We start from the raw sequence: 22,735 nt of genomic DNA, 5'->3' as shown, positions 1-22,735 counted from the left end.
CCGGGGCGTGATCGTCTCGAGGCCGCATCGCGGCGGGCCATCTGCGCCCGTTTAGCCGGGCTCCCCTAATGCAAAGCCCCCGGAGTGGCAATGCGAAGCGGGCGACAGGGGCGCGGCACCTGACTCGGCGTATCCGACCATCGACACGGCCGCGTGCATTTTCCTGAAAACTTCTACGGCGCCGCTGAAACCAAATCCGAACCGGCCCCTTAAGAAAGGCAACGACGTTCTCACCCCTTCAAGCCCGACCGATGACCAGCAAGCCCCAGATCTCCGACGCCTCCGACACGCCGCGCATCCTCGTCGTCGAAGACGAATGCTTCGTGCGCATGGTGGCCGTGGACATGCTCGAGGATGCCGGCCTGCCCGTGGCGGAGGCATCCGACGCGGACGCGGCCCTGCGACTCCTCGAGGGGACGGCGCAGGCCTTCGATACCCTTTTTACCGACATCGACATGCCGGGCTCGATGAACGGCCTCGCCTTGGCCCAGCGGGTGCGGGCGCGCTGGCCGCATATCCGGCTCGTCGTCACCTCGGGCCGGGTCCGGCCGGCCGGCCGGGACCTGCCCGATGCCGGCTGCTTCCTGCAGAAGCCCTATTGCCGCTCCGACCTGCTCGGCGCCCTCGCCCGGGCCGCCTGAATCCTCGATCGCACACGGGGATCGCGTCACGGCGGCGGGAGGCGCCAGCGCAATTCCACCCGCAGGCCGCCGAGTTCGGAGCGTCCGAAGCGCATCGACACACCCGCCGCCTCCACGAGGTCGCGGGCGATCGCGATGCCGAAGCCGGTGCCGGGCCGGCTCTCGTCCCAGCGGCGCCCACGGGCGATGCCGGCGATGGCCGCCTCGCTCATGCCCGGCCCGTCATCCTCCAGCACGAGGCACGCCTCTCCCGCCGCCGCCCGCCCCGAGACGCGGACGCGGCGGTGGGCCCATTTGCGGGCATTGTCGAGAAGGTTGCCGAGAATCTCCGTGAGATCCCCCTCGTCGGCGGGAAAGCCGAGGCCGTCCGGAGCCGCGATCTCCCAGCGCAGGGCCTCGCCCTCGGGCAGGCGCTTCAGGGCACCGACGATCCGCTCGATCACCGGCGCGACCGGGCAGGTGCGCCGCCGCAGGCCGCCCGCGGCCGCCCGGGCGCGGGCGAGCGTGCGCTCCACCTGCCGGCCCATGGCGTGGGCCTGCTCGGCGATCTCCGCCGAGAGTGCCGGATCGGCGGCGGCCGTGCGGCGAGCCAGCGCGTCGAGCACCGCGAGCGGCGTCTTGAGGCCGTGGGCCATATCGCCCGCGCCCGTGCGCGCCCGTTCCAGATCCCGCTCCTGGGCGTCGAGCAGGCGGTTGAGATCCGCCACCAGCGGGCGCACCTCCTCGGGGAAGGTTTCGGGCAGCCGCGCCCGCGTCCCGGCATGGACCGCGGCGAGATCCGCCCGCAGGGTCCGGAAGGGGCTGAGCGCCCGGCGGACGAAGAGCGACATGGCCAGCGTCAGCGCCCCGAACAGGGCGACGAGCGAGGGCACCAGCAGCCGCAGGAAGGTGGCGCGGCTCTCGGCGAGATCCCGGCGGTCCTCGGCCACCGTGACGGTCAGCGCCACCGTGCCGCCGTTCGTCGGGATCGAGACCCGGCGGGTCACCGCGATGAGCCGGCCGCCGTCCGGCCCCGGAAGGTCGCCGATGGCGGGCTCCGCGGCTGCGTCGGGAACGGTGCCGAGGCCGCGATCCCAGAGCGAGCGCGAGCGCAGGGCGCCGCCGGTTCCCCTGTCGGCCCGCTCCACCTGCCAGTAGAGGCCGCCATAGGGGGCCGAGAAGCGAGAATCGGGCGGCTCACGCGGCAGGTTCAAGGCCCCGTCCGGGGCGAGGGCGACCTGCCCCGCGATCAGCTTCGCCGTGCGGTCGAGGCCGTCGGCGGTGCGGGCATCGAGCACCCGGTCGAAGATCAGCGTCAGCCCGATACCGGCCAGCGCGAGCGCCAGGGCGATCAGCCCGGCGGCGGCAAGCCCGAGCCGCAGGCGCAGCGAGTCGCGCTTCACGGAGAGCCGGACACGTCGGCCGGTACGAGGTAGCCGTGGCCGCGGCGGGTCTCGACGATGCCGGGCCCGAGCTTGCGCCGCAGCCGGGTCAGCAGCGCCTCCAGCGCGTTGGCCTCCCGGTCGCTGTCGCTGCCATGGAGATGGTCGAGCAGTTCGCCCGCCGGCACGACCTGCCCCTGACGGTGCAGCAGGAAGGCGAGCAGGCGGTATTCCAGCGCCGTGAGGTCGATCTCGCGGCCCGCCACCGAGACGGCGCGGGTGCGGGTGTCGAGTTCGACCGCGCCAGCCCGCAGCAGGGGGGAGGCGTGGCCGGCGGTACGGCGCAGGATGGCCCGCAGCCGCGCCACCAGCTCCTCCATCCGGAACGGCTTCTGGAGATAGTCGTCGGCACCGGCATCGATCCCCTCGACGCGCTCGCGCCAGCCGTCGCGGGCTGTGAGGATCAGCACCGGCAGGGCCACGTCCGCCGCGCGCAGGCGGCGCAGCACGCCGAGGCCGTCGAGTCGCGGCAGACCGAGGTCGAGCACCATGGCATCGTAGGTCTCGGTCTCGGCCCGGAACCACGCCGCCTCGCCGTCGCCGACGACCTCCGCGACGTAGCCGGCCCGCTCCAACCCCTCCCGCACGTCCGCGGCGATGCGCGGCTCGTCCTCTACGACGAGGATGCGCATGGGGCTGCCTCCCGCTCCGCGCCCGGCTCCGCCCGGAAGCCAGCGATCGCCCCCCGGGTCGAGGCCTCAATCATCGTCGTCCACGTCGAGAACCTTCAGCGAGCTGGCATCGATCTTCACGTCCCGGCGCCGGCCGTCGGGGCTCAGGATGCGCAGCTTGTAGAGCCAGCGCCCGTCGTCACGCTTGAGGTCGAGCGCCACCACGTCGCCGGGCACCGCGGCGCGGGCGGCGGCGAGCACGGCGTCGAGGGGCCGGATCTCGCCCCGCTCCAGGGCGCGGCGCGCCCGCTCGCCGTCGTCGTCGGCGCGGACCGGCCCGGCCGCGCCGAGGGCCGGCGGCAGGGCCGAGAGGGCGAGGAGGAGGAGGCGGGGGGCGAGGCGTGACATGCGAGGCGACGGGTCTGCGCGCGTCCCGCTGACAGGACACTGACGGGCGGCGTCAGGCCGGTGCGGGGAGGCCTCGGCGACAAGGCGGCATCGACGACGCAGCGGCCACGGCCGGCGCGCCGCCCGCTCCCCTCCCGCGAGGTTCCCTTCGATGTCGCTCACCGCCACCATCCTCCTGATCTACGCCGCCTGCCTCGTCGGCACCATCGCCAGCTCGCGTTCTTCCCAGGACAACCCCTCGGAAGGGCAGGGCCCCCGGCGCCTCCTCGGGGCGCTCCTCGTCCCCACCCTGGCCCTCGTGGGGGCAGGGATAGCGGCAGGCAGCCCGGCCCACGCGGCCGAACCCGTGTCGCATTCCGTGTCGCAAGGGGTCGACGGCCCCGCCCACGTGATCGACGGGGCCACCCTCGAGATCGGCGGCCGGCGCCTGCGGCTGCACGGCATCGACGCGCCGGAGATCGACCAGACCTGCTACGACGGCCACGAGCGCAGCTATGCCTGCGGACGCGTCGCGGCGGCGGCCCTGGCGGCGCGGATCGGAGCCGCGTCCCTCGCCTGCGAGCCGCGCGGCGGCGCGGACGGCACCGCCACCGTCCTGTGCCGGCTCGGGGAGGAGGATCTCGCCGCCTGGATGGTCGCCAACGGATACGCCGTGGCCGACCGCAGCGTCTCGGCCGACTACACCGACCAGGACCGCCGCGCCTGGGGCCGCCGCCTCGGCCTGTGGTCGGGCGTGTTCGAGCTGCCCTCGGAGCGTCGGCGACTGCGCGGGGCGAGTGCGGGTCTGTGATCGAGAACCTGTGCAACTCGACCGAGTGCGCGTCTCTCACAAGACGCGGCCGCGCGCTCAGCACGAGAGCGCAGGCAGTCCGCCCCCAGGCGCTGTGTCAGACGCCGTGACGCGATCCCACTCGCGCCCTCATCCTGAGGTGCCGGAGCAAAACGGAAGCCTCGAAGGAGGTCGCGGACGAGGGTGGACAAAACCTCGTGCGGTTCTGCCATCGCACATCGAACGGGTCCTAAGCCCGCCGGGCCAGCCCGGCCGCGAAGTCGCGCAGGGCCGCCTCGACCATCGCGGCGACCTGCGCTTCGGTCTTCGGCGTGCGGATCACCAGACTCGCCATCACTTCCGGATGGATCCGCCGCTGCTTCGGGGTGCGGGCGTGGTTGGAGAGCCGCAGCCGCTCCGGCCCCTCGCCTCGGGCGAGATAGAGGCTGTCGCCGCGCTCGTTGCGGGCGACCTCGCAGAACCCTTTCTCCACGAGAAGACGGCTCGCGAGGGTCAGCGCCCGAGCCGGCGCGAGCGCAACCATCGGGGGCGATCAGGACGCGGCGGCGAGGACGGCCAGGGGCACGGCCGCGACGAGGAGCGCGGTCAGCGCCGCGGGCGCGACGTAGCGCGGCCGGTAGGACAGGAGCAGCACCAGCCCGACCGCCGCCCCGGTCAGCGCGCCGAACCACTGCACGGGTCCGAAGGCCCAGCCCTCCCAGGCGCCGGCCACGAACAGGGAGACGGCGAGGGCGGCCCAGCCGAAGGCGCGCAGCCGGAGCACCGCCCTGCGCTCCGCCCGCCGGTCGAAGATCTCGGAATGGTGCCGGTTCAGGCTGAGGCAGAGCGCGGTCAGGCCCGCGAAGCTGAGGCCCAGATTCACGGCGAGGACGAGGGGCGTCATGCGTGCGTCGGCTCCGTGTGCCGCGCGGGCGAGCGGGCAGGGGAGGGGACCGAGGAGGGGGCCGGCGCCCGCTCCGACCGCGCGCTTCGCTCGCGCCGGGGCGCCTCGTAGCGCCGGACTTTTCGCGACGCGACCGCGAACAGGGCCGCCAGCACCAGCATAGACCCGTCGAACCACAGGAACAGCGGGTCGCCGCCGGAGGCGCGCAGCGGATGTCCGGGGATCGTCAGGATGTCGGCCGCGACCACCGCGAGGCACAGAACCGCCACCGCCGCCAAGCCCTCGCACCAGGCCCGGCGCTGCGGGCGGGCGAGCGGCACCAGGGCGGCGAGGATCCAGGCGCCGAAGAAGGCGCGGATCTCCCAATCCTCGCGGCCCGCGAGATCCACCGGCAGGAGCCGGTTGGCGAGGAAGTAGACCGCTACCGCCGCGGGCAGGCCGGCGATGCTGCCGACGTTGAGCGCCTGGACGAGGCGCAGGCCGGGGAAGGAGCGCTCGCCGGGTTTCGGCAGGCGCGCGAGCGACCACAGCACGATGCCCGTCGCGACCATGGCGCAGCCCATCAACCCGCACAGGAAGAACAGGATGCGCAGGGCCGGGCCGGCGAAGTGGGCCTCGTGCAGGCCGGTCATGGTGGTGAAGGTCTTGGCCGCGGGCTTCAAGCCGCCGTTGCGCGTCTCCAGGATCTCGCCGCTGACCCCGTCGAAGGCGATCTGGGGATGCTCGTGCGAGAGGCCGTGCGGTTCCTCGAACACCGCGACCACGGTCGCGTTGGCGTCCCCGTGGTTCGAGATGGTCAGCCGCTCCAGCGGCTCGGACCAAGTCGCGACCGCGCGCTCGACGATGGGCCCGATCGGCGCCATCTCGGCCGTCCGCCCCGCGGGCTTGCGCGGCGTGGTGATCCAGTTCGCCTCGACGAAGAAGGCTTGGGAGTCGCCCTTGTAGGCGGTCGTCACGCCCCACGGCATGTAGAGCGTCGCGAGCGTGATGATGCCCGTGTAGGTGATCATCAGGTGGAACGGCAGCGCCAGCACGCCGGTCACGTTGTGCGCGTCGAGGAAGCTGCGCCGGGGCGCCTTGTCCCGCCGGAAGGTGAAGAAGTCGGCGAAGATCCGCTTGTGGATGACGATGCCGGAGATCAACGCCACCAGCATGATCATCGCGCAGATGCCGACGACCCAGCGCCCCCAGAGCGGGGGCATGTGCAGCTCGAAATGGAAGCGGTAGAGGAAGTCGCCGCCCTTGGTGTCCCGCACCGCGGCCTCGGCGCCGGTCTTCGGATCGAGGGTGACGTGGCCCGGCGGCTCGCCCGGCCGGGTGCGCCAGAACAGGTCGAGCACCGGATGATCGGGCTGGGGCAGGCCTATGAACCAGGTCCGGGCCTTGGGCGCGTGCTCCTTGAGGTAGGTCACGGCGCGCTCGGCGGAGGCCGCGAGGCCCGCGCCGTCCGTCGGCTCGACGCGGACGAGTTCGGGCCGCATCCAGCGGGAGATGTCGGCCCGATAGTAGCTCGCGGTGCCGGTGACGAAGATGGCGAACAGCACCCAGCCGACGATGAGGCCGGACCACATGTGCAGCCACGCCATGGACTGGCGGAAACTTCCCTTCATGGTGCGATTCCCCGCATCACGAGCCAGAGACCGCCGGCAAGGGCCAGAGCCGTGGCGGCAAGCGTCACGGTCGCCCGCAGCAGCGTGCGCATCGCGAAGACGAGCACCACGATCCCGGCCATCAGCGCGAAGCTGACGAGCGTCGCCGCCGCGACCGCCTCCGAGCGCGGCAGCGGCAGCGTCAGCGACAGGAGCGCGGTGGCGAGCGCGGCGATCCCGTAGCCGCCCCCGGCCGCCAGAACGACCCGGGCGGCCACGGCGGCCCGTTCCTTCAGCGGCGTCGTCCCGACATGCGAAGCCATGCCGGCCTCCTACCAGCGGTAGCGCAGGGTTGCATAGACGGTCTGAGGCAGGCCGTAATAGCAGCTGGTGTAGCCGTTGCAGCCGCTGACGTATTTTTCGTCGAGGAGGTTGGTGGCGTTCAGCTGCATCGAGAAGCCCTGAAGCGTCGCATCGAGGTACTTCAGGTCGTAGTTCAGCGTGGCATCGACGAGCACGCTCGCCGGCACCTTGAAGGTGTTGGCCGCATCACCCCAGGACGGTCCGAGGTAGCGAACACCGCCGCCGATTTCGAGACCCAGAAGCGGTCCCTCGTTGAAGCGATAGGTCGCGAGCAGCGAAGCGGTGGAGTCCGGCACCAGAACCGGGCTGCGGCCCTGGAGCGGCACCGTCTGACCGGGGGTCAGGTCGTTGGCGGTTCGGCCGTCGTCCCGGACGTTGCGGATGTCGAGGAGCGAGAAGCCGCCGATCAGGGTGACCCCCTCGGTGAGGTTCGCCCGCGCCTCGAACTCGACGCCCTGCACGCCGACCTGACCGGTCTGCACGACGAAGCCCTGGCGCGCCGGGTCCGCGGTCGTGCGGTTCGACTGTCGGATGTCGAAGAAGGCGGCGGTGAGCAGGATATCGGTACCGGGCGGCTGGTACTTGATGCCGGCCTCGTACTGGTCGCTCGATTGCGGATCGGGCACGCGGCCGACGGTGCCGAAGGCCGTGTCGAATACGCGGCCCGCCACGATCGGCTCGAAGGCCTGACTGTAGGACACGTACGGCGCCACGCCCGAATCGAACAGGTAGAGCAGGCTCGCCCGGCCGGTGAAGGCATCGGCCGGCGCGTTCTGGAGCGTCAGGGTGCTGGTGCCGTTGGTGGCGAAGGAGCGGGTCGGCCCGGTCTGGCGTGCGACGTCGTAGCGCCCGCCCAGCGTCAGCACGAGGCGGTCGAACTTCATCTGGTCCTGGAAGTAGACGCCCGTCTGCTGCGCATCGACCCGCGAGACGGTGTTGAAGGCCGGGAACGCGATGTTCATGTCGTAGTTCGGCGCCAGCACGTTCAGGTCCGGCGCGTCCGGGAACGGGGAGCCGGTCGTCCCGGTGCTGAAGGTGCGGTGATCGACGCCGAGCAGGGCGGTGTGGGCGATGAAGCCGGTATCGAAGTTGGCGACGAAGTTGCTGTCCATCGTGTAGGCTTCCGCCGCCACGTTGGTGCCGATGACCGCACGCGGGATCAGCGGGCCGGTGGCGAAGGGGCCATTGCGGGGATTGAAGGCACTGTAGACGCTGCGGTAGTCGCCCTGCGTGCGCAGGTAGCGTCCGGCCGAGTGGAAGCGCAGATTCTCGCTGAAGCGGTGATCGAACAGGTACTCGATCGAGGCCTGGGTCCGATCCGAGCGCTCGATGCCGCGGTCGCCATCGTAGAAGTTCACCGGCAGGCGGCCGATGATGCCGTTGCCGAAGTTGCGCGGGAACACCGTGCCTACCGCCGGGAAGCCGCCGTAGAAGCCCGAGAACGGGTCGCGCTGGTAATTGCCGATGATGGTGAGCTGCGTGTCGGCGGAGGGCCGCCAGGTCAGGCTCGGGTTGATCAGCGCACGCTCGACCCGCGTCGTGTCGACGGGACCGTCGCCGTTCCAGCCGAAGCCGACGATGCGGTAGGCGAACTGGTCGGCAAGCCAGGGCACGTCGGAATGGATCGGACCGCCGACATCGACGCCGCCGCGCACCTCGCTGAAACCGCCGCCCTGAACAAAAACCTCACCGTGCTGGACGAATTGCGGCACCTTCGACACGAGGTTGACGATGCCGCCCGGACCCGACTGCCCGTAGAGCACCGAGGCCGGGCCCTTGATGACGTCGATGCGCTCCAGCCGATAGGGATCGACCGTGGCGTTGGCGTCGCGCCCGCCGAGTAGCGCCATGCCGTCGAGGAAGACCGGCGCGGAGAAGCCGCGGATCAGGAACTGCTCCAGCCGGGTCGATCCCGCACCGCCTCGCTGCTCGGTGGTGACGCTCGGGGTGTAGCGCAGGGCCTGGTTGATGCTGAGCGCGTTCTGATCCTCGATCTGCTTGCGGCCGATGACGGAGATCGACTGGGCCGTCTCCAGGATCGGTGTGTCGGTCTTGGTCGCGACGATGCTGCGGCTGGCGACGTAGCCCGGAACCGCGCCCTGGGCGCCGCCGGGACCGTAGAGCGCGCCGCCGAGCGTCAAGCCGCGGCCTTCGCCGGTCACGCTCAGTTCGGACAGCTCGACGGCGGTGTCGGCGACAGGCTGCGCCGAGACCGGCAGGGCGGCGCCGCACAGGACCGTGCCGGACAGGATCGTCGAAGTCAGCAGACGGGAGAACCGAGCCGCAGACGGAGCCGGCTGAGTGGAGACGGCACGATCTTCAAACATAGCACCCAAGACTTTATCTTGTTTTATGATGTAAAAGCAGGCGTATCACGACGATACTCCGCCAGCCGTATGGCAAAAATCGAATGATGCATGCAAGAACTATGTTTTATAACGATTATAATTCAAACTAAGATAGATCTATCAAAAGATAGATTACGCAAGACCCAAGCGCTGGCTGAACTTTCGAACAGAATTTCTTGATGCGATCGCTTGGCGGCGGGAAGATGCACCGCGAGGCGGCGTCGGTCCCCAGTCCGCTCGATCTCTCGAAGCGTCTTGGAAGGCGGGGTGATGAGCCCATTCATCGGCCCACCCTCCGCCTTACCGCCGTGCTTGCGGTCGAGCCCGAGGTGGCCGAATTTTCCTTGGTTTGCAGGACGTTCGAGCTTATGCGCCGACGAAGCCGCTATGGGCTTCGTCTTGCCGATCCGTGCGGAAGGCGGATGCCGGAGGGGCAAAGAGCGAAGCGCGCTCGCCCGCCTCCGGCGCTTAAGAAACACCCTGAATCCAAGCCGCCAATATCGGCGTTGATCGTTAGAATTGGCGATGCGAGGACGCTGATCGGACAGCCTTCAACAGATCATCATCGGCTGTGGATAGATTTTCCCGAAATCCGGCGAGGTGTTTTCGCGCGAGGACGCTTTCCTCAGCAGCCGTGCGATCTAAGTTCTATGCTGGAGCAACCTGTCATTGCGCTGACGGCCAAGGAGATCCGCAGTGCTCGACGACGAAGGAAGGGGGGCTGCCCGCCTCGTCAAGGACCGTATCATGCTGACACTCTGCGTTCTGATCTTGGCGGGCTTCGCCGTCGGATGCTTCCTCCGGCTCGCCGCCGTGACGGCCGCCAGCTTCCTCGTCTCGCTGATCTGGCTGGCGACGAAGATCACCCATCAGGAGATCACCGCGGTCGATCTCCTCATGCTGTTCGCCTATCTCTCGGCCCTGCAGGGCGGTTTCCTCATCGGTGCCTACGCCGCCGCCCGACGCAGTGGATAGAGGCCGTCTTCACCACCAGAGAACCCGCTCGGCCCGCAGACAGGCCGCGGCCCAAAGCCCGTACGACAGAACGACGAAGCCGATGCCGGCAAAGAGGCGCGCGTGCTTGGTGAGCATGGAGATCGGGACGTCCATAGAATGATTGCGCGCCACCGACTTGTGCGCAATTGCGGCAACAACATGGCACCTGGACCAAGAAGTTTGCCTCTGCCCTCACAGTCCTAGACGGGCATGGCTGCCCTGCGGCCGGCGCGGAGAACGCAGGCGGAACGGCCGCGTTACCGTTGCCCGGCGCAGTAGCCGACAGGGCTGAGAGTCCCTGTCGATTCGCGGCCTTTCCTTTCGATCCCGCCGCGCTTCCGTTGCGGTGCCGGCAAGCCTGTCCGCCCGGCGGCAATGGCGCACGGTCGATCCCGCCGCAGGTCAGGAACGATCCCGCCTGTGCAATCTTCTCTCGACACGACGAAAAATGGAGGAGAAGCGCCGTGGACGATGATCGCGTTTGGTCGTTCGAGAAAAGCCTTTGGGTTGGTGATGCGGACCACTACCGCACCCTGGTCGACGACGAGTGCCTGATGGCCCTGCCGCAGCCGCCCTACGTCTACGGCGGACGGCAGGCGATCGAGGCGGTGGCGAATACGCCGCGCTGGACGGAGGCCAGCCTGGAAGACGGACGGATCGCGCGGCCGCAGGAGGGCCTGATCGTCATTGCCTACACGGTGAAGGCCAGCCGCAACGACGAGACCTACGAGGCCCACTGCACCTCGACCTATCGCCGGCTGGCGCATGAGGAGTGGCGCGTCGTGCAGCATCAGCAGACCCCACGCATCCTGGCGCCCGCCGTCGACGGAAAGGCGTGACGCGTCTCGCCGGTAATCGTCCGCAAGCCGTGGGGTTGCCGAACGGGGAGGGAGCCGTCGCGCCCAGCGATCTGCAAGGTGGGGGCAGGGCGACTCGGGCGTCCGCCCCTTACAATGGCGATCTAAAATGCGCCACGCGAACCCAATTATTTCGGCCCGATGGATCTTCGGCCGTCGTTCAGCGTTACAGCTACAGGTTTTAACGCCGATCTGACAGAGAGAGATCAGAGGCTGGCATGCCAACTGCCTCTCTTGAAGCAATACCGGAGCTCTGGTCGACTAGTCCGCGTGAGGCCGAAGATCAAGTCTGACCGCTCCTTGCCGTCCTTAAAGCGATTGTCGATCATGTCGGATCACAGGTATCGTATTCAGTGGCTGCGGAGCAGTTGCGGCAGGCCTGTGGGGTGATCTTAGCAAAGGTGGATCGGATCGCCGCCTTCAGATCCGACAGAGCGCGGGTGGCGGCTCTACGCGGGTCGGCCTTCAGTTTGACGAAGACCTGTTCGATCGGGTTGAAGTCGGGCGAGGAGGGTGGAAGGTAGAGCACCTTGGCGTCCACTGCCTGGATCGCCTCGCGCGCACTCGGCCACCTTGTGAGCGCCGAGGTTGTCTATTACCACCGTATCGCCTCGCTTCAGCACCGGGACCAGAGTGTCGGTGACACAGGCGCGGACGCGCTCACCGTTGGCGGCTCCGTCGAACAGGGCCGTGGCGGCCGCGCCGCTCAAGCGCAAGGCCGCCGTGACGGTGATCGTCTTCCAGTGGCCGTGCGGGACGGCGACCCGGCAGCGCTCGCCGCGCGGCGCCCAGCCATAGCATCGCACCATGTGCTGGTCGCGGGCGCCGTCTCGTCGAGGAAGACGAGCCTGTCGGGATCGCGTTCGTCCTGGGCCTCGAACCAGTCCTCGCGCTCGGCTCTTACGTCCGGCCGCTATTGCTGGCGGCGTGCAGCATGTTTTTTGTGCGTGATGCGGTGGCGCTTGAAGAAGCGCGACAAGCCGCTCCGGCTGATGGCGATGCCGCGCTCGGCCAGCCGGGCGCGCAGTTCTGAGAGGATCAGCGTTGGCTGCTCCTCGCGCAGGTTCAGAATCAGATCCGCATGGGCTTCGACGTGCTGCGAACGCCGGTCGTCGCCCTGCGACTTGGCCGCCACTCGGCCTTCCCGCTCGAAACTTTCCTGCCAACGGATGGCGCTGGCGGGCCTCACCCCAAACCGCTCGGCCGCCTGACGGCGCGAGGCGCCCTCGGACACGACCTTCACGACACGCTCGCGTAGATCCGATGACAACGGTGAGACCATTCATCCTGTTGGTGGCCGACAGGGAATCAGATCAGGCCGCGAGAGAAAACCCTAACCAACTCACAGCGGTCGGCGGCAGCTCTCGATCGGTCATCTCCCCCTGGATACTGGTTTAGCGGCGGTTGTCGGCCACAGCTCGAACCCGCGCGAACTCGACGCCAATTCGCGGCTGGCGCGGCGCCTCGTGGAGGATCGGAATGCCGACCCGCATTTCCCCTGGTGGAGGAGATCTGCGACGAGGCGATCCACATCATCATTGCTCCCGAGCGGGAGTTCCACACGCTGCGCCAAGAAGGGATAGGCAATCTATCCAGCCGCAGTACTCGGCAGACTATTACGTCTGCGCGCATCGCGACCGGCTCGATTCTCGGCTAAGTCATTGCCTGGAAATGGCCTTGGGGGATTGGCTGGGGCGCCAGGATTCGAACCTGGGAATGGCGGTACCAAAAACCGCTGCCTTACCACTTGGCGACGCCCCATCGGCTTCGAGCCGCCGGTTCTCTAGACGGGCCGCGCGGGGCTGGCAACCGGGTCGGAGGCGTCCGCTCCCGTGTCCGGCGGTGTTTTTGCCACGAGGGCTCGGGCTCCTGCCGCAGGCCTCGCTCTCAAAAGCCCCTGCACGGGGTGCGCGCGAGGCCCTATGCTCGGGCGGATCGGGGACGCGGGAGCGTGAGGGCGATGGCGGATCGGGTGGCGGTGGTGACGGGGGCGGGGTCCGGCATCGGGCGCGCGGTCGCGCTCGGACTCGGGCAGGCCGGATGGCGGCTGGTGCTGGCGGGGCGGCGGGGGGAGGCGCTGGCGCGGGTCGCCGCCGAACTGCCGGACGGCGCGGCTTGCGTGCCCACCGACGTGGCCGACCCGAAGGCCGTCGAGGCTCTGTTCGCGACGGTCGCGGAGCGGTTCGGACGGCTCGACCTGCTGTTCAACAATGCCGGAATCTTCACTCCGGCCGCGACCGTCGACGAGGTCGCGGTCGAGGATTGGCTGGCCAGCGTCAACGTCAACCTCACCGGCGCCTTCCTCTGCACCCGCGCCGCCTTCGGCTTGATGCGCCGACAGGAGCCCCAGGGCGGGCGCATCATCAACAACGGCTCCATCGCGGCCTACGCGCCGCGGCCGATGTCGGCGCCCTACAGCGCCACCAAACACGCCATCACCGGGTTGACCCGCGCCACGGCGCTGGACGGACGCCCCTTCGCGATCGCCTGCGGCCAGATCGATGTCGGCAACGCCGAGACCGAGATGACGCAGAGTTTCGGGCAGGGTGCGCGGCAGGCCGACGGCTCGATCCGGCCCGAGCCGTACATGGAGGCGGCCCACGTCGCGGAAGCGGTCGTCTACATGGCCGGGCTGCCGCTCTCGGCCAACGTGTTGTTCATGACCGTGATGGCCACCGGCATGCCCTTCGTCGGGCGAGGCTAGGGGAGCGGCTTTGCGTCGGAGGCGCGGAGCGCGTAGAGAGCAGGCCACCGCCCGACCCCCTTCGAGACGAGCGGCCGCCCGCATTGCGGCGGCCGGTGCCCGCCATGCTGATGCAGACCGATCCCAAGCCCGCAGACCCGAAAGCCGACCCGGTCGCGCGGCGGCGCACCTTCGCGATCATCTCGCACCCGGATGCGGGCAAGACCACGCTGACCGAGAAGCTGCTGCTGTTCGGCGGCGCGATCCAGCTCGCGGGCGAGGTGAAGGCCAAGCGCAACCGGGTCTCGACCCGCTCCGACTGGATGGGAATCGAGAAGGAGCGCGGCATCTCGGTCGTCACCTCGGTGATGACGTTCGAGTATGGCGATTGTGTCTTCAACCTGCTCGACACGCCGGGCCACGAGGACTTCTCCGAGGACACCTACCGCACGCTGACGGCGGTCGACTCGGCCGTGATGGTGATCGACGCCGCCAAGGGCATCGAGGCCAGAACGCGCAAGCTGTTCGAGGTGTGCCGGCTGCGGGATATTCCGATCGTCACCTTCGTGAACAAGCTCGACCGCGAGGCGCGCGACCCCTTCGAGACGCTCGACGAGATCGAGAAGACGCTGGCCCTCGACGTGGCGCCCGTGACCTGGCCGATCGGCCTCGGGCGCAACTTCGCGGGCACCTACGAGCTCGGCGGCAACCGGGTCCGCCGGCTCGATGCCGCGGACGATGCCGGCACGATCGCCGTCTCGGGCTTTGGCGATCCGCTCTTCGACACGCTGCTGACGGAGAACGGCGCGGCCGATGCGTGGCGCGAGGAGGTGGAGCTGGCCGAGGGCGGTCTCAAGAGCTTCGATCTCGCCGCCTTCCGCGAGGGCCACCTCACGCCGGTCTTCTTCGGCTCCGCCCTGCGGAATTTCGGGGTGCGCGACCTGATCGACGGGCTCACCCGCTTCGCCCCGCCGCCGCGCGGCCAGGAGGCCGACAAGCGCGCCGTGGAGCCGACCGAGCCGAAGATGACGGGCTTCGTGTTCAAGATCCAGGCGAACATGGACCCGAACCACCGCGACCGCATCGCCTTCATGCGGGTCTGTTCGGGCCAGTTGCGGCGCGGCATGAAGGCCAAGCTCGTGCGCACGGGCAAGCCGATGTCGCTCTCGGCGCCGCAATTCTTCTTCGCGCAGGACCGGGCGATCGCCGACGAAGCCTATGCCGGCGACGTGGTCGGCATCCCCAACCACGGCACGCTGCGCATCGGCGACACGCTCACCGAGGGCGAGGAACTCGTCTTCCGCGGCGTGCCGAGCTTCGCCCCCGAGATCATGCGGCGGATCAAGCTCACCGACGCGATGAAGGCCAAGAAGCTGCGGGAAGCCCTCCAGCAGATGGGCGAGGAGGGCGTGGTGCAGGTGTTCATCCCGCAGGACGGCTCGCCGGCCATCGTCGGCGTTGTCGGCGCGCTCCAGCTCGACGTGCTGAAGGAGCGGCTGCAGGCGGAATACGGCCTGCCGATCGACTACGAGACCACGCGTTTCTCCGTCTGCCGCTGGATCGAGGCGGAATCGGAGGCCGAGATCGACAAGTTCGTGAACGCCCACGGCTCGGCCATGGCGAGCGACCTCGACGGTGCCCCGGTCTTCATGGCCTCGACCGCCTTCTCGCTGCGCTACGAAGAAGAACGCTGGGAGAAGATCCGCTTCACGGACGTGAAGGATTATCAGAAGCGAGCGGCCTGAGCGGCGGGCGCCCGCCGCGACGCGGGCTCGACGGGGCCGCCCCGACCGGAGGCGGCCTCAATCGTATTCGAGGTCGAGGGAGCGCTCGAACGCCATCGCGCTCATCTGCCGGCCGCTCGGATCGGCAACGGAGACGTCGCGAAAACCGCGCCGCGCCAGCTCCCAGGTCTTCTCCAGGGCCTGCTCGTCGGTCCCGCAGGCGAACGCCATGGTCCGCCCGGACGGATCGGTCCCAGTCACCTTGTACATCGGTCGCACTCCCGGCCTGCGCGGGTGATCCTACGCCCGCCGCCGCGGGATCGCGAGGGGGCCGGTCCTCAGCCGAGCAGAGCGGCCTTGTCGACGTCGAGCGCCGCGGCCAGTTCGTCGAGCACCCGGTGCTCGCTCTGCGTGATGCCGCCCTTGTCGGCGGCGTCCGCCGCGATGAGGAAGACGTGCTGGCGCTGCTCCAGGGATCGGTCGGCGATGGCTGCGACCTGCTGCAGGTTCTCCAGCCGCCCGGCGCGCAGCTCGGCCCGGGCCAGCGCCTCGAACAGCGCCGCCTCCAGGGCGAGCGTGTCGTAGGATTTCTCCAGGATCGGGTTCGCCCGCATGCTGACGAGGGCCGCCTCGATCTCCTCGTCGTCGGTGTCGCCGTCGGCGACGATGACGTTGGCCGCCGCCGAAACCGCCGCCTGCATGAAGACGGTATCGCCCGCGTAGGACATCACCACCCGGTTGAAACGGACCAGGGCGTCCTGGAAAAACCCCATCTTGCACTCCCCCAGCGGCGCCCCGTCCCGCGGGACGCCCGATGGTTCCAACGCGGCCGGCGAACCGTCAAGACAGCAAGGCCGGCGGGCCCGTCAGAGTTCCGCCGAGCGCCGCGACAGCTCCGCCCGCAGGTGGCGGGCCGCCTCGATCAGGGTCGCGTCCCGGCGCTGGCGCGGCCGGGGCAGGTCGATGGCGACGTCGGCCGCGATCCGGCCGGGACTGCCGGCCAGCACCACGACCCGGTCGGCGAGGTAGACCGCCTCGTCGATGTCGTGGGTCACGAACAGCACGGTCTTGCCGGTCTGCGCCTTGATGCGCTGAACCTCGTCCTGAAGGCCCTCGCGGGTGAAGCTGTCGAGCGCCGAGAAGGGCTCGTCCATCAGCAGCACCTCGGGCTCCACCGCGAGCGCCCGGGCGATGGCGACGCGCTGGCGCTGCCCCCCGGAGAGCTGGTGCGGCCAGCGCCCGGCAAGGTCGGCGAGCCCCACGAGCTTGAGCATCGCCGCGGCCCGGGCGCGGCGCTCGGACTTCGGAAGACCGTGACGCTCCAGGCCGAAGGCCACGTTGTCGAGCACCCGCCGCCAGGGCAGCAGCCGGGCATCCTGGAAGACCAGCGCCATCGGCGTGCGCGTGGCCGCCTTCGTGTCGAGGGTGACGGTGCCGCCGCTGGGCTTGGCCAGATCGATCAGCACCCGCAGCAGCGTCGACTTGCCGACGCCGGACTCGCCCACGATGACGAGGAACTGCCCGCGCGGCACGGCGAGGTCGAGGCTCGACAGGATCTCGGTGCGCCGTCCGTCCCGCTCGTAGGCGAGGCTCAGGCCCCGGATGTCGATGATCGGGCGCGCGCCGGCCGGGAGGTCGGTCGCACTCATGCGCGCCACCGCAGCAGCCAGCCCTGGAGGGCGACGAAGCCGGTGTCGAACAGGCCGTACAGCCCGGCCATGGTGAGCATGTAGACCACGACGATGTCGGTGGAGAGAAGCGAGGAGGCCTGCATCATCCGCGCGCCGATGCCGGGCACGCCGAAGATCTCGGCGGCGACCACCGCCATCCAGGCCTGTCCCAGCGCCGTGCGCAGGCCCACGAGGATGCCGGGGGTCGCAGCCGGCAGGAGGATCTTCGTCAGGCGTGCGAAGGGCCCACGGAAGCCGAAGGCCTGGGCCACCTCGACGAGGTCGCGGTCGACCCCGCGCACGGCGCCCTGCGTCGCGAAGAACACGATCCAGAACACGCCGATGGCGATGATGAACACGGCCGCCGAGGGCTGGACCCCGAACCAGATGATCGCGAAGGGCACCCAGGCGAGGCCGGGAATGGGGCGCAGAAGCCGTACGACCCAGGCGGTCAGGCTCTCGAACCAGCGGAACATGCCGGAGAGGAGCCCGAGCGCGATGCCGGCCCCCGCGCCCGCGCCGAGACCGACCACGTAGTGGCTCAGGCTCTCGGCGACCGCGCGCGGCCAAGCCCCGCCCGAGATCTCCCGGGCGAAGGCCGCGGGGAGGGAGGAGGGCGGCGGCAGGAAGGCCGGGTTCACGAGGTCGAGCCGGGGCGCCGCCTCCCACAGGGCGAGGAAGGCGGCGAGCCCCGCGGCCGCGAGGGCGACCGAGCGAAACGAGGTCATGAGGCGTCGATCAAGGCTGCTCGGATCAGGGCTTCTTGACCTTGTCGAAGGGCTTGGCGTCGAACAGGCCGTCGGTCGGCGCCTCCTTGTCGAGGGTGCCGATCGAGACCTGATAGGCCTGCATCTTCTTCGTCGCCTCGATGATCGTGCGCGGATCGGCGACGAACTTCGCGGCCGGCGAGGAGAGGGCCTTCTGGATCGTGGCGACGTCGGTGATGCCCTTGCCGAGCGCCGCCTCGACCGGCGGGGCGGCGCGGGCCGGGTCGGTCTTGAGGAGTTCGGTCGCCCTCACCAGCGCCGAGACCAGCCCCTCGACCGCCGCCGGGTTGGCGTCGGCGAACTTGCCATAGACCGCCACCACCGTGCCGGGCTGTTCGGGGAACATCTCCCCGCCCGTGGCGATCAGCTTGATCTTGGGGTTGCGGCCCTGGACGATGGTGAGCGCCGGCTCGCGGATCGAGGCGCCGTCCACGGCGCCGGCGAGCAGCGCCTGCTGGGTCGCGTCGATACCCATGGCGACGACCTCGACATCGGCCTTGTCGGCCTTGGCCACCTGCCAGAGCCAGTGCTGGAGCGTGGTGTTGGGGACCGAGCCGGGCGGCTGGGTGGCCAGCCGCGCGGGGCGGCCTTCCTTGGCCTTGAACTGCTTGAAGGCCTCGGCCTTGCTCGGCGCCGACTCGAAGTAGGTGGCGAGCTTGGGGGCGGCCACGAACACCATCTCCTCGATGGCGGTGGCGGCCACGACCCGCACGTCGATGCCCTTGGTGCGGGCCACCGCCAGCGGAGCGATACCGGCGACGTAGACGTCGATGGTGCCCGATGCCAGCGCCTGGATCATGTTCGGGCCCGACTCGAAGGTGGTGAAAGTGGGCGCCAGCCCCGCCTCCTTGAGCCAGCCCTCGCCGTTGGCGACGAAGACCGGCGCCGCGCCGATCACCGGGATCACGCCGATGCGCACCGGCGCAGTCTGCGCGGCGAGCGGGGCGGGGAGGGCGGCGAGCCCCGCGAACAGGGCGAGGGCCTTGAGCAATCTGCGCATCGGGACGAGTTCCAGGGGGCCGGGCGGTGCTCCCCATGGCACAGCGGGCGCGATCTTCCAATCCGGGTCCGGCACGAGGGACGAGCCGGGCTGAGGCGGAAGCTTTGCCGGCCTGCTACGGAACGGGCCATCCGCCCTGCCGTTTACCCAGCCGGAAGCGGCGGGATCTCCGCCGGGACAGACGACGGGATATTCTCCACCATGAGCCTCATCGGAAGCATCGTCAGCAAGATCCTCCACCCCTTCGGATCGTCGGAGGCTCAGGCCGCGGAATCCAGCGCCAAGCCCTCCGAAACCCAGGCCCAGCCTTCCTCCGGCGGCGGCAGCGCGCCCGCCTCCACGCCGACCAGCGGCGGCGCCTCCTCGGGTGCCGCATCGTCGGGCGGCTCGGTCGACGTCGAGGCCGTGCTCAACGATCTCGCCGCGAAAAACTCGCAGAAGCTGAACTGGCGCACCTCGATCGTCGACCTGATGAAGCTTCTCGACCTCGATTCGAGCCTGCACGCCCGCCAGCAGCTGGCCGACGAGCTGCACTACAGCGGCGACAAGAACGACTCGGCCTCCATGAACGTCTGGCTGCACAAGCAGGTCATCAAGAAGCTCGAGGAGAACGGCGGCAAGGTCCCCGCCGACCTCAAGGACTGAGTGCGTCGAAGGGCGCGTCGGCCCGTACGGCGCGGTCCCGGGAAGTCGGGCGGCGGGGAGATCTCCCCGCCGCCCTCTTTTTTGCGCGAAGGGCGATCGAGACCCGCGGCGGCGCTGCGGATATCGGCCCCGGGACGATGGGCCGGCCTGCCGGCGGACTGTCATAGAGGCCGGCCGTGCGACAGGCTCGCGGCCGTCGCGCATCGACAATGACCCTGGACAGGCAAGATGGGACTGATGGTGAATCTCGACCGGCCCTGGCTTCAGCGCCTGGCCCTGCGCGCCGCGCTCCTCACCCGGGGCATGACGCTCGGCGTGCGCGGGGTGGCCATCGACGGGCAGGGCCGGGTCTGCCTCGTGCGCCACACCTATATCGGCGGCTGGCACCTACCGGGCGGCGGCATCGAGCCCGGCGAGAGCGCCCCCGCGGCGATGATCCGCGAGTTCCGCGAGGAGGCCGAGATCGTGGTGGCGCCCGAAGAGGGGCTGCGGTTACACGGCTTCTTCCTGAACCCGGGCGCCCTGCGCCGCGACCACATCGCCGTCTACGTCGCACCGGCCTTCACGCTGAATGGGCCGAAGCGACCCGACCGCGAGATTGCGCAGAGCGACTTCTTCCCCCTCGACGCCCTGCCTCCGGACACGACTCGCGCCACCCGCACCCGCCTCGCCGAGATTACCGCTGCTGCACCGCCGGCCGAGCTGTGGTGAGGGAGCCGGCAAAAAGTGCGAACTTGGCGCTTGCATCGCCCGGCGGAATGGTGTTTAGACAGCGCCACCGACGGAGGCGCCCACGGCGCCGGACGGACGGACAAGAGAGCGGGTGTAGCTCAGGGGTAGAGCACAACCTTGCCAAGGTTGGGGTCGAGGGTTCGAATCCCTTCGCCCGCTCCAGTTTTACGACAAACTGACCGACCTACGAGAAGCCGCCGCAAGGCGGCTTTCGTCGTTCTGGGGCAGATCGCGGGGCTTCATGGCAGGCACCCTGTCGCTCGTGCGCGAGCGGTCGCTGCCGAGGCCGTCTCGGGTCCGCACAGGGCTGCCCGCCGCGATTGAGGAGACGGCACCGATCCGTGGCCGTTCCCTCTGCTCCCCGATCACCTCCGAAGTTTTGCGAACCGCTGGACGCATTCGGCTCCAGCGTGAACGCTGCGTCTTCGTGTGCGGGCCTGACACGCCGCGAAAGCGCAACTCGTCCGCCATCTGTACGAGATCGATCCGCTCTCGCTCGCAAATGCGCTCAAGCGATCAAAGCCGTCCGGGCCGAAGCAGGTCGCGCTGCCAAGGCGCGTTCAAGCCAGCCACCGCGACCGTCACGGCACGCCCCCCCCGCTGCAAGCAGGGCGGCGAGGCGCGCTCGCTGAGACAGCGAGATTGAATCAAGTACTGCTGTGATGTGGAATTTCGCCGTAAGTGGCTGGGGGACCTGGATACGGACCCGCGAAACAGCCACGAGAAAACCTGAACTCGTAGAGACACTTGGCTTTGCTACCGCCACAGGATGTGTAGCAGTCCGGTGGACCGGCGACAAGAAGCATCGGTGGTGGCGCCTCCACGCTGCAGCGTGCTGAGATGCCTTCCCCAGCGCGCCCGCCTTCCGCTCGCCGTCGATGTCCTCGCACAGCCTCTCGCGCTCACGCTCGCGGTTCCAGCCAGCTCGACGCAGGGCTGATATCGACGGCCAGTACGCGCAGACACCACCACGGGAACGCGGTCGCGTCGTCCGGTCCAGCCTCGCCCGCCGCGATCACCACGGTAAGCTTGAGCCGGAGATCCTGCACGGTCTGGCACGGCGCGATGAGCAGCGCGGTGCCCGCGGCCCCGAGAGCGCGGGCCGTAACAGCTTCGCGGGCGCGCGCCGCTGGGAGGCCGGCCGCGGCTGCGGCCTCCCGCACGACAGCTTGGCGTCGCCGTAGCTCGGCCTTCAGGCGGCGTCCGAGCGAACCATGACCGAGGTGGCGCTCGATTGTCGTGGGATCGGCCGCGTAGGCGAGCCCAGGCCTGGCAGGGTCCCCCGGCAAAGGTACGCGGGGGTAGCCGTGCGCGGCCACGACTGCTTCCTCGAGGCGGTCGAGTCCAGCGAGCGCGGCTTCGTGAGCGGCGAGCGCGTCGAGAAGATCACGCAGGGCGCGTTCGACCGGGGTGGTGCCGTTGCCCGGTTCGATGTCGGTGCTCCGGCCGATTTCGTCGAGCAGTGTGGTCAGCACACGGCACGAGGGGGGCGGGACGGCCGCGCTCACGTGGTGACCTGTTGCTGATCGATGTTTGCCCCAGCGCTGGCCGGTGTGGCGTCCACTGTCGCCGCAGCAGGGACGGACGCCTCGAATGAAGGGAGATTGAGAGCCGCAGGCTGCAGCGCGGTGAGGTAGTCCGCCGCCCGTGAGCTTTGCGAGGCAGCGTGGCTCAGGGCGTGCGGGTTGGCACGCAGCAGCGGCATCCAGGATGCGCAGTAGGCGGCATGGTAGGGGTGGGGCGCGCGTGCGAGCCCGAGGTCGGCCAGGACGAAGGCGGCACCGAGCTCGGCTACCAGTTCCTCGGCAGCGTAGGTGCGGGCGCCGAACCGGCCGGTGAGGTCACGGGCGAGGCGATGCGGGGCACCCGTCCAGTGCACGAGCTCGTGAGCGAGCGTGCCGGCATAGCCCGTGGGCGTGCGGAAGGCGGTGCGCGGCGGCAAGTGGATCGTGTCGGTGGCCGGAACGTAGCAGGCGCGGGTGCCACCCTCGCGGATCACGGCGCCAGTGTTCGCGACGAAGGTGTCGAAAACTGGCAACGGCGCAGGCGGTGATGTGTCCGGGGGTTCGCTGGTTGTGGGTGGGGCGGCGTCGACCTGGGCGGCGTTGAACACGTGGGCGGCGCGGGCAACGAAGGGAGCGCCTTCGGGCGCTTCGCCGTCGCCGGCCGCGGCGCTACGGGGCAGGTCCTTGTAGAACAGCACCAGCGTGCCGCGCTCGGCCTTCCGCACCTGCGCACCGAGCGTGGTCCACTGCCGATAGGTCGCCCAGCGCGCGTCGGCGAAGCCCTGTGCCTGCGCGGCGCACCACAGGGCCAGCACGTTGATACCGCGGTAGCGTCGGCCGGTGCGGGCGTTGCGGGGCATGGGGTCGGCGCCGTGCCAGGGCGGGGTCCACGAAGCGGGGGCCGCGGTCTCAAGCTGTGCGAGGATGGCGGCGGCGACGCGAGCGTGCAGGTCGTGCGCGGGCATGAAGGGCGTGGCTCCGGGTGGCCATTGCGTTGGCGGCTCGGTCGGTGTTTCCCGGAGCGGCAAGCGATGTTCACCGCAGCGATCGGTGCTCAAACGCAGCGTCGCAGGTCAGTGACGGGGCGGCAGGGTGTACCACT

Annotated in this window: 24 protein-coding genes, 2 tRNA genes and 1 pseudogene; 9 read left to right on the top strand and 18 right to left on the bottom strand. The window is 69.7% G+C overall.

The features are described 5' to 3' along the window. Positions 1 to 251: 251 nt before the first annotated feature. A complete protein-coding gene (locus tag BY998_RS14855; RefSeq protein WP_110352390.1) occupies positions 252 to 641 on the top strand; it encodes a response regulator in 390 nt (129 codons plus the stop codon). 26 nt (positions 642 to 667) lie between these two features. Here the strand turns inward: BY998_RS14855 and BY998_RS14850 are convergent, their stop codons facing one another. The 3 genes from BY998_RS14850 to BY998_RS14840 all read right to left on the bottom strand — a co-directional run bounded on the left by BY998_RS14850 (position 668) and on the right by BY998_RS14840 (position 3,081). After that, positions 668 to 2,023 carry a sensor histidine kinase gene (locus tag BY998_RS14850; protein WP_110352389.1) on the bottom strand — a complete coding sequence of 452 codons (1,356 nt, stop codon included), beginning with the start codon at positions 2,021 to 2,023 and terminating at the stop codon, positions 668 to 670. Continuing rightward, on the bottom strand, positions 2,020 to 2,694 hold the full coding sequence (locus tag BY998_RS14845) for a response regulator transcription factor (protein ID WP_110352388.1): 675 nt from the start codon (positions 2,692 to 2,694) through the stop codon (positions 2,020 to 2,022). The genes BY998_RS14850 and BY998_RS14845 overlap by 4 nt, the downstream gene beginning before the upstream one ends. Before the next feature lie 66 nt (positions 2,695 to 2,760). Further along, a complete protein-coding gene (locus BY998_RS14840) occupies positions 2,761 to 3,081 on the bottom strand; it encodes a PepSY domain-containing protein (RefSeq protein WP_110352387.1) in 321 nt (106 codons plus the stop codon). Positions 3,082 to 3,232: 151 nt separating this feature from the next. Here BY998_RS14840 and BY998_RS14835 point away from each other — a divergent pair, with 151 nt between their 5' ends. Continuing rightward, positions 3,233 to 3,871: a thermonuclease family protein gene (locus BY998_RS14835; RefSeq protein WP_110352386.1), complete on the top strand. Its 639-nt coding sequence runs from the start codon at positions 3,233 to 3,235 to the stop codon at positions 3,869 to 3,871. A 229-nt stretch (positions 3,872 to 4,100) separates the two neighbouring features. On the opposite strand, the gene BY998_RS14830 is transcribed toward BY998_RS14835, so the two are convergent. Genes BY998_RS14830 through BY998_RS14810 form a run of 5 tightly spaced genes read right to left on the bottom strand, consistent with a single transcriptional unit; the run spans position 4,101 to position 9,033 of the window. Then, positions 4,101 to 4,394, bottom strand: coding sequence for a hypothetical protein (locus tag BY998_RS14830; RefSeq protein WP_110352385.1), 294 nt, complete (start codon positions 4,392 to 4,394; stop codon positions 4,101 to 4,103). A 9-nt stretch (positions 4,395 to 4,403) separates the two neighbouring features. Then, positions 4,404 to 4,754, bottom strand: coding sequence for a DUF3325 domain-containing protein (locus BY998_RS14825; RefSeq protein ID WP_110352384.1), 351 nt, complete (start codon positions 4,752 to 4,754; stop codon positions 4,404 to 4,406). Continuing rightward, positions 4,751 to 6,364, bottom strand: a complete 1,614-nt coding sequence (locus tag BY998_RS14820) for a PepSY-associated TM helix domain-containing protein (protein ID WP_110352383.1) — start codon at positions 6,362 to 6,364, stop codon at positions 4,751 to 4,753. The genes BY998_RS14825 and BY998_RS14820 overlap by 4 nt, the downstream gene beginning before the upstream one ends. Then, complete coding sequence (locus tag BY998_RS14815) at positions 6,361 to 6,666, bottom strand: iron transporter (protein ID WP_110352382.1); 306 nt, start codon at positions 6,664 to 6,666, stop codon at positions 6,361 to 6,363. Before BY998_RS14815 ends, BY998_RS14820 begins: the two co-directional genes overlap by 4 nt. Before the next feature lie 9 nt (positions 6,667 to 6,675). After that, a complete protein-coding gene (locus BY998_RS14810) occupies positions 6,676 to 9,033 on the bottom strand; it encodes a TonB-dependent siderophore receptor (protein WP_110352381.1) in 2,358 nt (785 codons plus the stop codon). A gap of 717 nt (positions 9,034 to 9,750) precedes the next feature. Between BY998_RS14810 and BY998_RS14805 the strand changes: the two genes are divergently transcribed. Continuing rightward, positions 9,751 to 10,029 carry a hypothetical protein gene (locus BY998_RS14805; protein ID WP_110352380.1) on the top strand — a complete coding sequence of 93 codons (279 nt, stop codon included), beginning with the start codon at positions 9,751 to 9,753 and terminating at the stop codon, positions 10,027 to 10,029. A 9-nt stretch (positions 10,030 to 10,038) separates the two neighbouring features. On the opposite strand, the gene BY998_RS25065 is transcribed toward BY998_RS14805, so the two are convergent. Next, on the bottom strand, positions 10,039 to 10,164 hold the full coding sequence (locus BY998_RS25065; protein ID WP_280952912.1) for a hypothetical protein: 126 nt from the start codon (positions 10,162 to 10,164) through the stop codon (positions 10,039 to 10,041). A gap of 350 nt (positions 10,165 to 10,514) precedes the next feature. Here BY998_RS25065 and BY998_RS14800 point away from each other — a divergent pair, with 350 nt between their 5' ends. Continuing rightward, a complete protein-coding gene (locus tag BY998_RS14800; protein WP_110352379.1) occupies positions 10,515 to 10,889 on the top strand; it encodes a DUF4440 domain-containing protein in 375 nt (124 codons plus the stop codon). 343 nt (positions 10,890 to 11,232) lie between these two features. Here BY998_RS14800 and BY998_RS14795 read toward each other — a convergent pair. Both BY998_RS14795 and BY998_RS14790 read right to left on the bottom strand, forming a co-directional pair. Beyond that, positions 11,233 to 12,189, bottom strand: a pseudogene (locus BY998_RS14795) (IS630 family transposase). Positions 12,190 to 12,593: 404 nt separating this feature from the next. Further along, a tRNA-Gln gene (locus tag BY998_RS14790) sits at positions 12,594 to 12,668 on the bottom strand. A gap of 199 nt (positions 12,669 to 12,867) precedes the next feature. On the opposite strand from BY998_RS14790, the gene BY998_RS14785 reads away from it, so the two are divergent. Both BY998_RS14785 and BY998_RS14780 read left to right on the top strand, forming a co-directional pair. After that, positions 12,868 to 13,611: an SDR family oxidoreductase gene (locus BY998_RS14785; protein ID WP_110352378.1), complete on the top strand. Its 744-nt coding sequence runs from the start codon at positions 12,868 to 12,870 to the stop codon at positions 13,609 to 13,611. Between the two features lie 104 nt (positions 13,612 to 13,715). After that, on the top strand, positions 13,716 to 15,335 hold the full coding sequence (locus BY998_RS14780; RefSeq protein ID WP_110352377.1) for a peptide chain release factor 3: 1,620 nt from the start codon (positions 13,716 to 13,718) through the stop codon (positions 15,333 to 15,335). Between the two features lie 57 nt (positions 15,336 to 15,392). Here BY998_RS14780 and BY998_RS14775 read toward each other — a convergent pair whose 3' ends face one another. The 5 genes from BY998_RS14775 to BY998_RS14755 all read right to left on the bottom strand — a co-directional run bounded on the left by BY998_RS14775 (position 15,393) and on the right by BY998_RS14755 (position 18,751). Beyond that, entirely contained in the window at positions 15,393 to 15,584 is a 192-nt protein-coding gene (locus BY998_RS14775; RefSeq protein ID WP_110352376.1) for a hypothetical protein, read from the bottom strand. 68 nt (positions 15,585 to 15,652) lie between these two features. After that, positions 15,653 to 16,087, bottom strand: coding sequence for a tellurite resistance TerB family protein (locus tag BY998_RS14770; RefSeq protein ID WP_110352375.1), 435 nt, complete (start codon positions 16,085 to 16,087; stop codon positions 15,653 to 15,655). Between the two features lie 93 nt (positions 16,088 to 16,180). Continuing rightward, positions 16,181 to 16,963 carry an ABC transporter ATP-binding protein gene (locus tag BY998_RS14765; RefSeq protein ID WP_110352463.1) on the bottom strand — a complete coding sequence of 261 codons (783 nt, stop codon included), beginning with the start codon at positions 16,961 to 16,963 and terminating at the stop codon, positions 16,181 to 16,183. Next, the gene (locus tag BY998_RS14760; RefSeq protein ID WP_110352374.1) at positions 16,960 to 17,712 is read right to left on the bottom strand and encodes an ABC transporter permease subunit; all 753 of its coding nucleotides are present in this window, start codon (positions 17,710 to 17,712) and stop codon (positions 16,960 to 16,962) included. The genes BY998_RS14765 and BY998_RS14760 overlap by 4 nt, the downstream gene beginning before the upstream one ends. 25 nt (positions 17,713 to 17,737) lie before the next feature. After that, positions 17,738 to 18,751, bottom strand: a complete 1,014-nt coding sequence (locus tag BY998_RS14755; protein WP_110352373.1) for an ABC transporter substrate-binding protein — start codon at positions 18,749 to 18,751, stop codon at positions 17,738 to 17,740. 201 nt (positions 18,752 to 18,952) lie between these two features. On the opposite strand from BY998_RS14755, the gene BY998_RS14750 reads away from it, so the two are divergent. The 3 genes from BY998_RS14750 to BY998_RS14740 all read left to right on the top strand — a co-directional run bounded on the left by BY998_RS14750 (position 18,953) and on the right by BY998_RS14740 (position 20,290). Then, positions 18,953 to 19,396 (top strand): DUF3597 domain-containing protein, encoded by a 444-nt coding sequence (locus tag BY998_RS14750; protein ID WP_110352372.1) that lies wholly within the window; start codon positions 18,953 to 18,955, stop codon positions 19,394 to 19,396. Between the two features lie 237 nt (positions 19,397 to 19,633). Continuing rightward, positions 19,634 to 20,107 carry an NUDIX domain-containing protein gene (locus BY998_RS14745; protein WP_181425535.1) on the top strand — a complete coding sequence of 158 codons (474 nt, stop codon included), beginning with the start codon at positions 19,634 to 19,636 and terminating at the stop codon, positions 20,105 to 20,107. Between the two features lie 108 nt (positions 20,108 to 20,215). Next, positions 20,216 to 20,290 (top strand) — tRNA-Gly (locus tag BY998_RS14740). Positions 20,291 to 21,030: 740 nt separating this feature from the next. Here the strand turns inward: BY998_RS14740 and BY998_RS14735 are convergent. Together BY998_RS14735 and BY998_RS14730 are read right to left on the bottom strand one after the other, a co-directional pair. Then, positions 21,031 to 21,603 (bottom strand): hypothetical protein, encoded by a 573-nt coding sequence (locus BY998_RS14735; protein WP_146221785.1) that lies wholly within the window; start codon positions 21,601 to 21,603, stop codon positions 21,031 to 21,033. A 29-nt stretch (positions 21,604 to 21,632) separates the two neighbouring features. After that, positions 21,633 to 22,598 carry a zincin-like metallopeptidase domain-containing protein gene (locus BY998_RS14730; protein ID WP_110352369.1) on the bottom strand — a complete coding sequence of 322 codons (966 nt, stop codon included), beginning with the start codon at positions 22,596 to 22,598 and terminating at the stop codon, positions 21,633 to 21,635. Positions 22,599 to 22,735 lie beyond the last annotated feature (137 nt).

The sequence above is a fragment of the Methylobacterium sp. B4 genome (genome assembly GCF_003201865.1).
GTDB lineage: Bacteria > Pseudomonadota > Alphaproteobacteria > Rhizobiales > Beijerinckiaceae > Methylobacterium.
Note: the sequence above shows the minus strand (reverse complement) of the source record. Positions and strands in the feature narration are given on the sequence as shown.

Coding starts and splice junctions, on each gene's coding strand:
- BY998_RS14830 (WP_110352385.1), bottom strand. CDS start 4,394: ATGGTTGCGCTCGCGCCGGCTCGGGCGCTGACCCTCGCGAGCCGTCTT.
- BY998_RS14785 (WP_110352378.1), top strand. CDS start 12,868: ATGGCGGATCGGGTGGCGGTGGTGACGGGGGCGGGGTCCGGCATCGGG.
- BY998_RS14810 (WP_110352381.1), bottom strand. CDS start 9,033: ATGTTTGAAGATCGTGCCGTCTCCACTCAGCCGGCTCCGTCTGCGGCT.
- BY998_RS14750 (WP_110352372.1), top strand. CDS start 18,953: ATGAGCCTCATCGGAAGCATCGTCAGCAAGATCCTCCACCCCTTCGGA.
- BY998_RS14755 (WP_110352373.1), bottom strand. CDS start 18,751: ATGCGCAGATTGCTCAAGGCCCTCGCCCTGTTCGCGGGGCTCGCCGCC.
- BY998_RS14730 (WP_110352369.1), bottom strand. CDS start 22,598: ATGCCCGCGCACGACCTGCACGCTCGCGTCGCCGCCGCCATCCTCGCA.
- BY998_RS14845 (WP_110352388.1), bottom strand. CDS start 2,694: ATGCGCATCCTCGTCGTAGAGGACGAGCCGCGCATCGCCGCGGACGTG.
- BY998_RS14840 (WP_110352387.1), bottom strand. CDS start 3,081: ATGTCACGCCTCGCCCCCCGCCTCCTCCTCCTCGCCCTCTCGGCCCTG.
- BY998_RS14780 (WP_110352377.1), top strand. CDS start 13,716: ATGCTGATGCAGACCGATCCCAAGCCCGCAGACCCGAAAGCCGACCCG.
- BY998_RS14815 (WP_110352382.1), bottom strand. CDS start 6,666: ATGGCTTCGCATGTCGGGACGACGCCGCTGAAGGAACGGGCCGCCGTG.
- BY998_RS14760 (WP_110352374.1), bottom strand. CDS start 17,712: ATGACCTCGTTTCGCTCGGTCGCCCTCGCGGCCGCGGGGCTCGCCGCC.
- BY998_RS14855 (WP_110352390.1), top strand. CDS start 252: ATGACCAGCAAGCCCCAGATCTCCGACGCCTCCGACACGCCGCGCATC.
- BY998_RS14770 (WP_110352375.1), bottom strand. CDS start 16,087: ATGGGGTTTTTCCAGGACGCCCTGGTCCGTTTCAACCGGGTGGTGATG.
- BY998_RS14775 (WP_110352376.1), bottom strand. CDS start 15,584: ATGTACAAGGTGACTGGGACCGATCCGTCCGGGCGGACCATGGCGTTC.
- BY998_RS14765 (WP_110352463.1), bottom strand. CDS start 16,963: ATGAGTGCGACCGACCTCCCGGCCGGCGCGCGCCCGATCATCGACATC.
- BY998_RS14835 (WP_110352386.1), top strand. CDS start 3,233: ATGTCGCTCACCGCCACCATCCTCCTGATCTACGCCGCCTGCCTCGTC.
- BY998_RS14745 (WP_181425535.1), top strand. CDS start 19,634: ATGGTGAATCTCGACCGGCCCTGGCTTCAGCGCCTGGCCCTGCGCGCC.
- BY998_RS25065 (WP_280952912.1), bottom strand. CDS start 10,164: ATGGACGTCCCGATCTCCATGCTCACCAAGCACGCGCGCCTCTTTGCC.
- BY998_RS14820 (WP_110352383.1), bottom strand. CDS start 6,364: ATGAAGGGAAGTTTCCGCCAGTCCATGGCGTGGCTGCACATGTGGTCC.
- BY998_RS14825 (WP_110352384.1), bottom strand. CDS start 4,754: ATGACGCCCCTCGTCCTCGCCGTGAATCTGGGCCTCAGCTTCGCGGGC.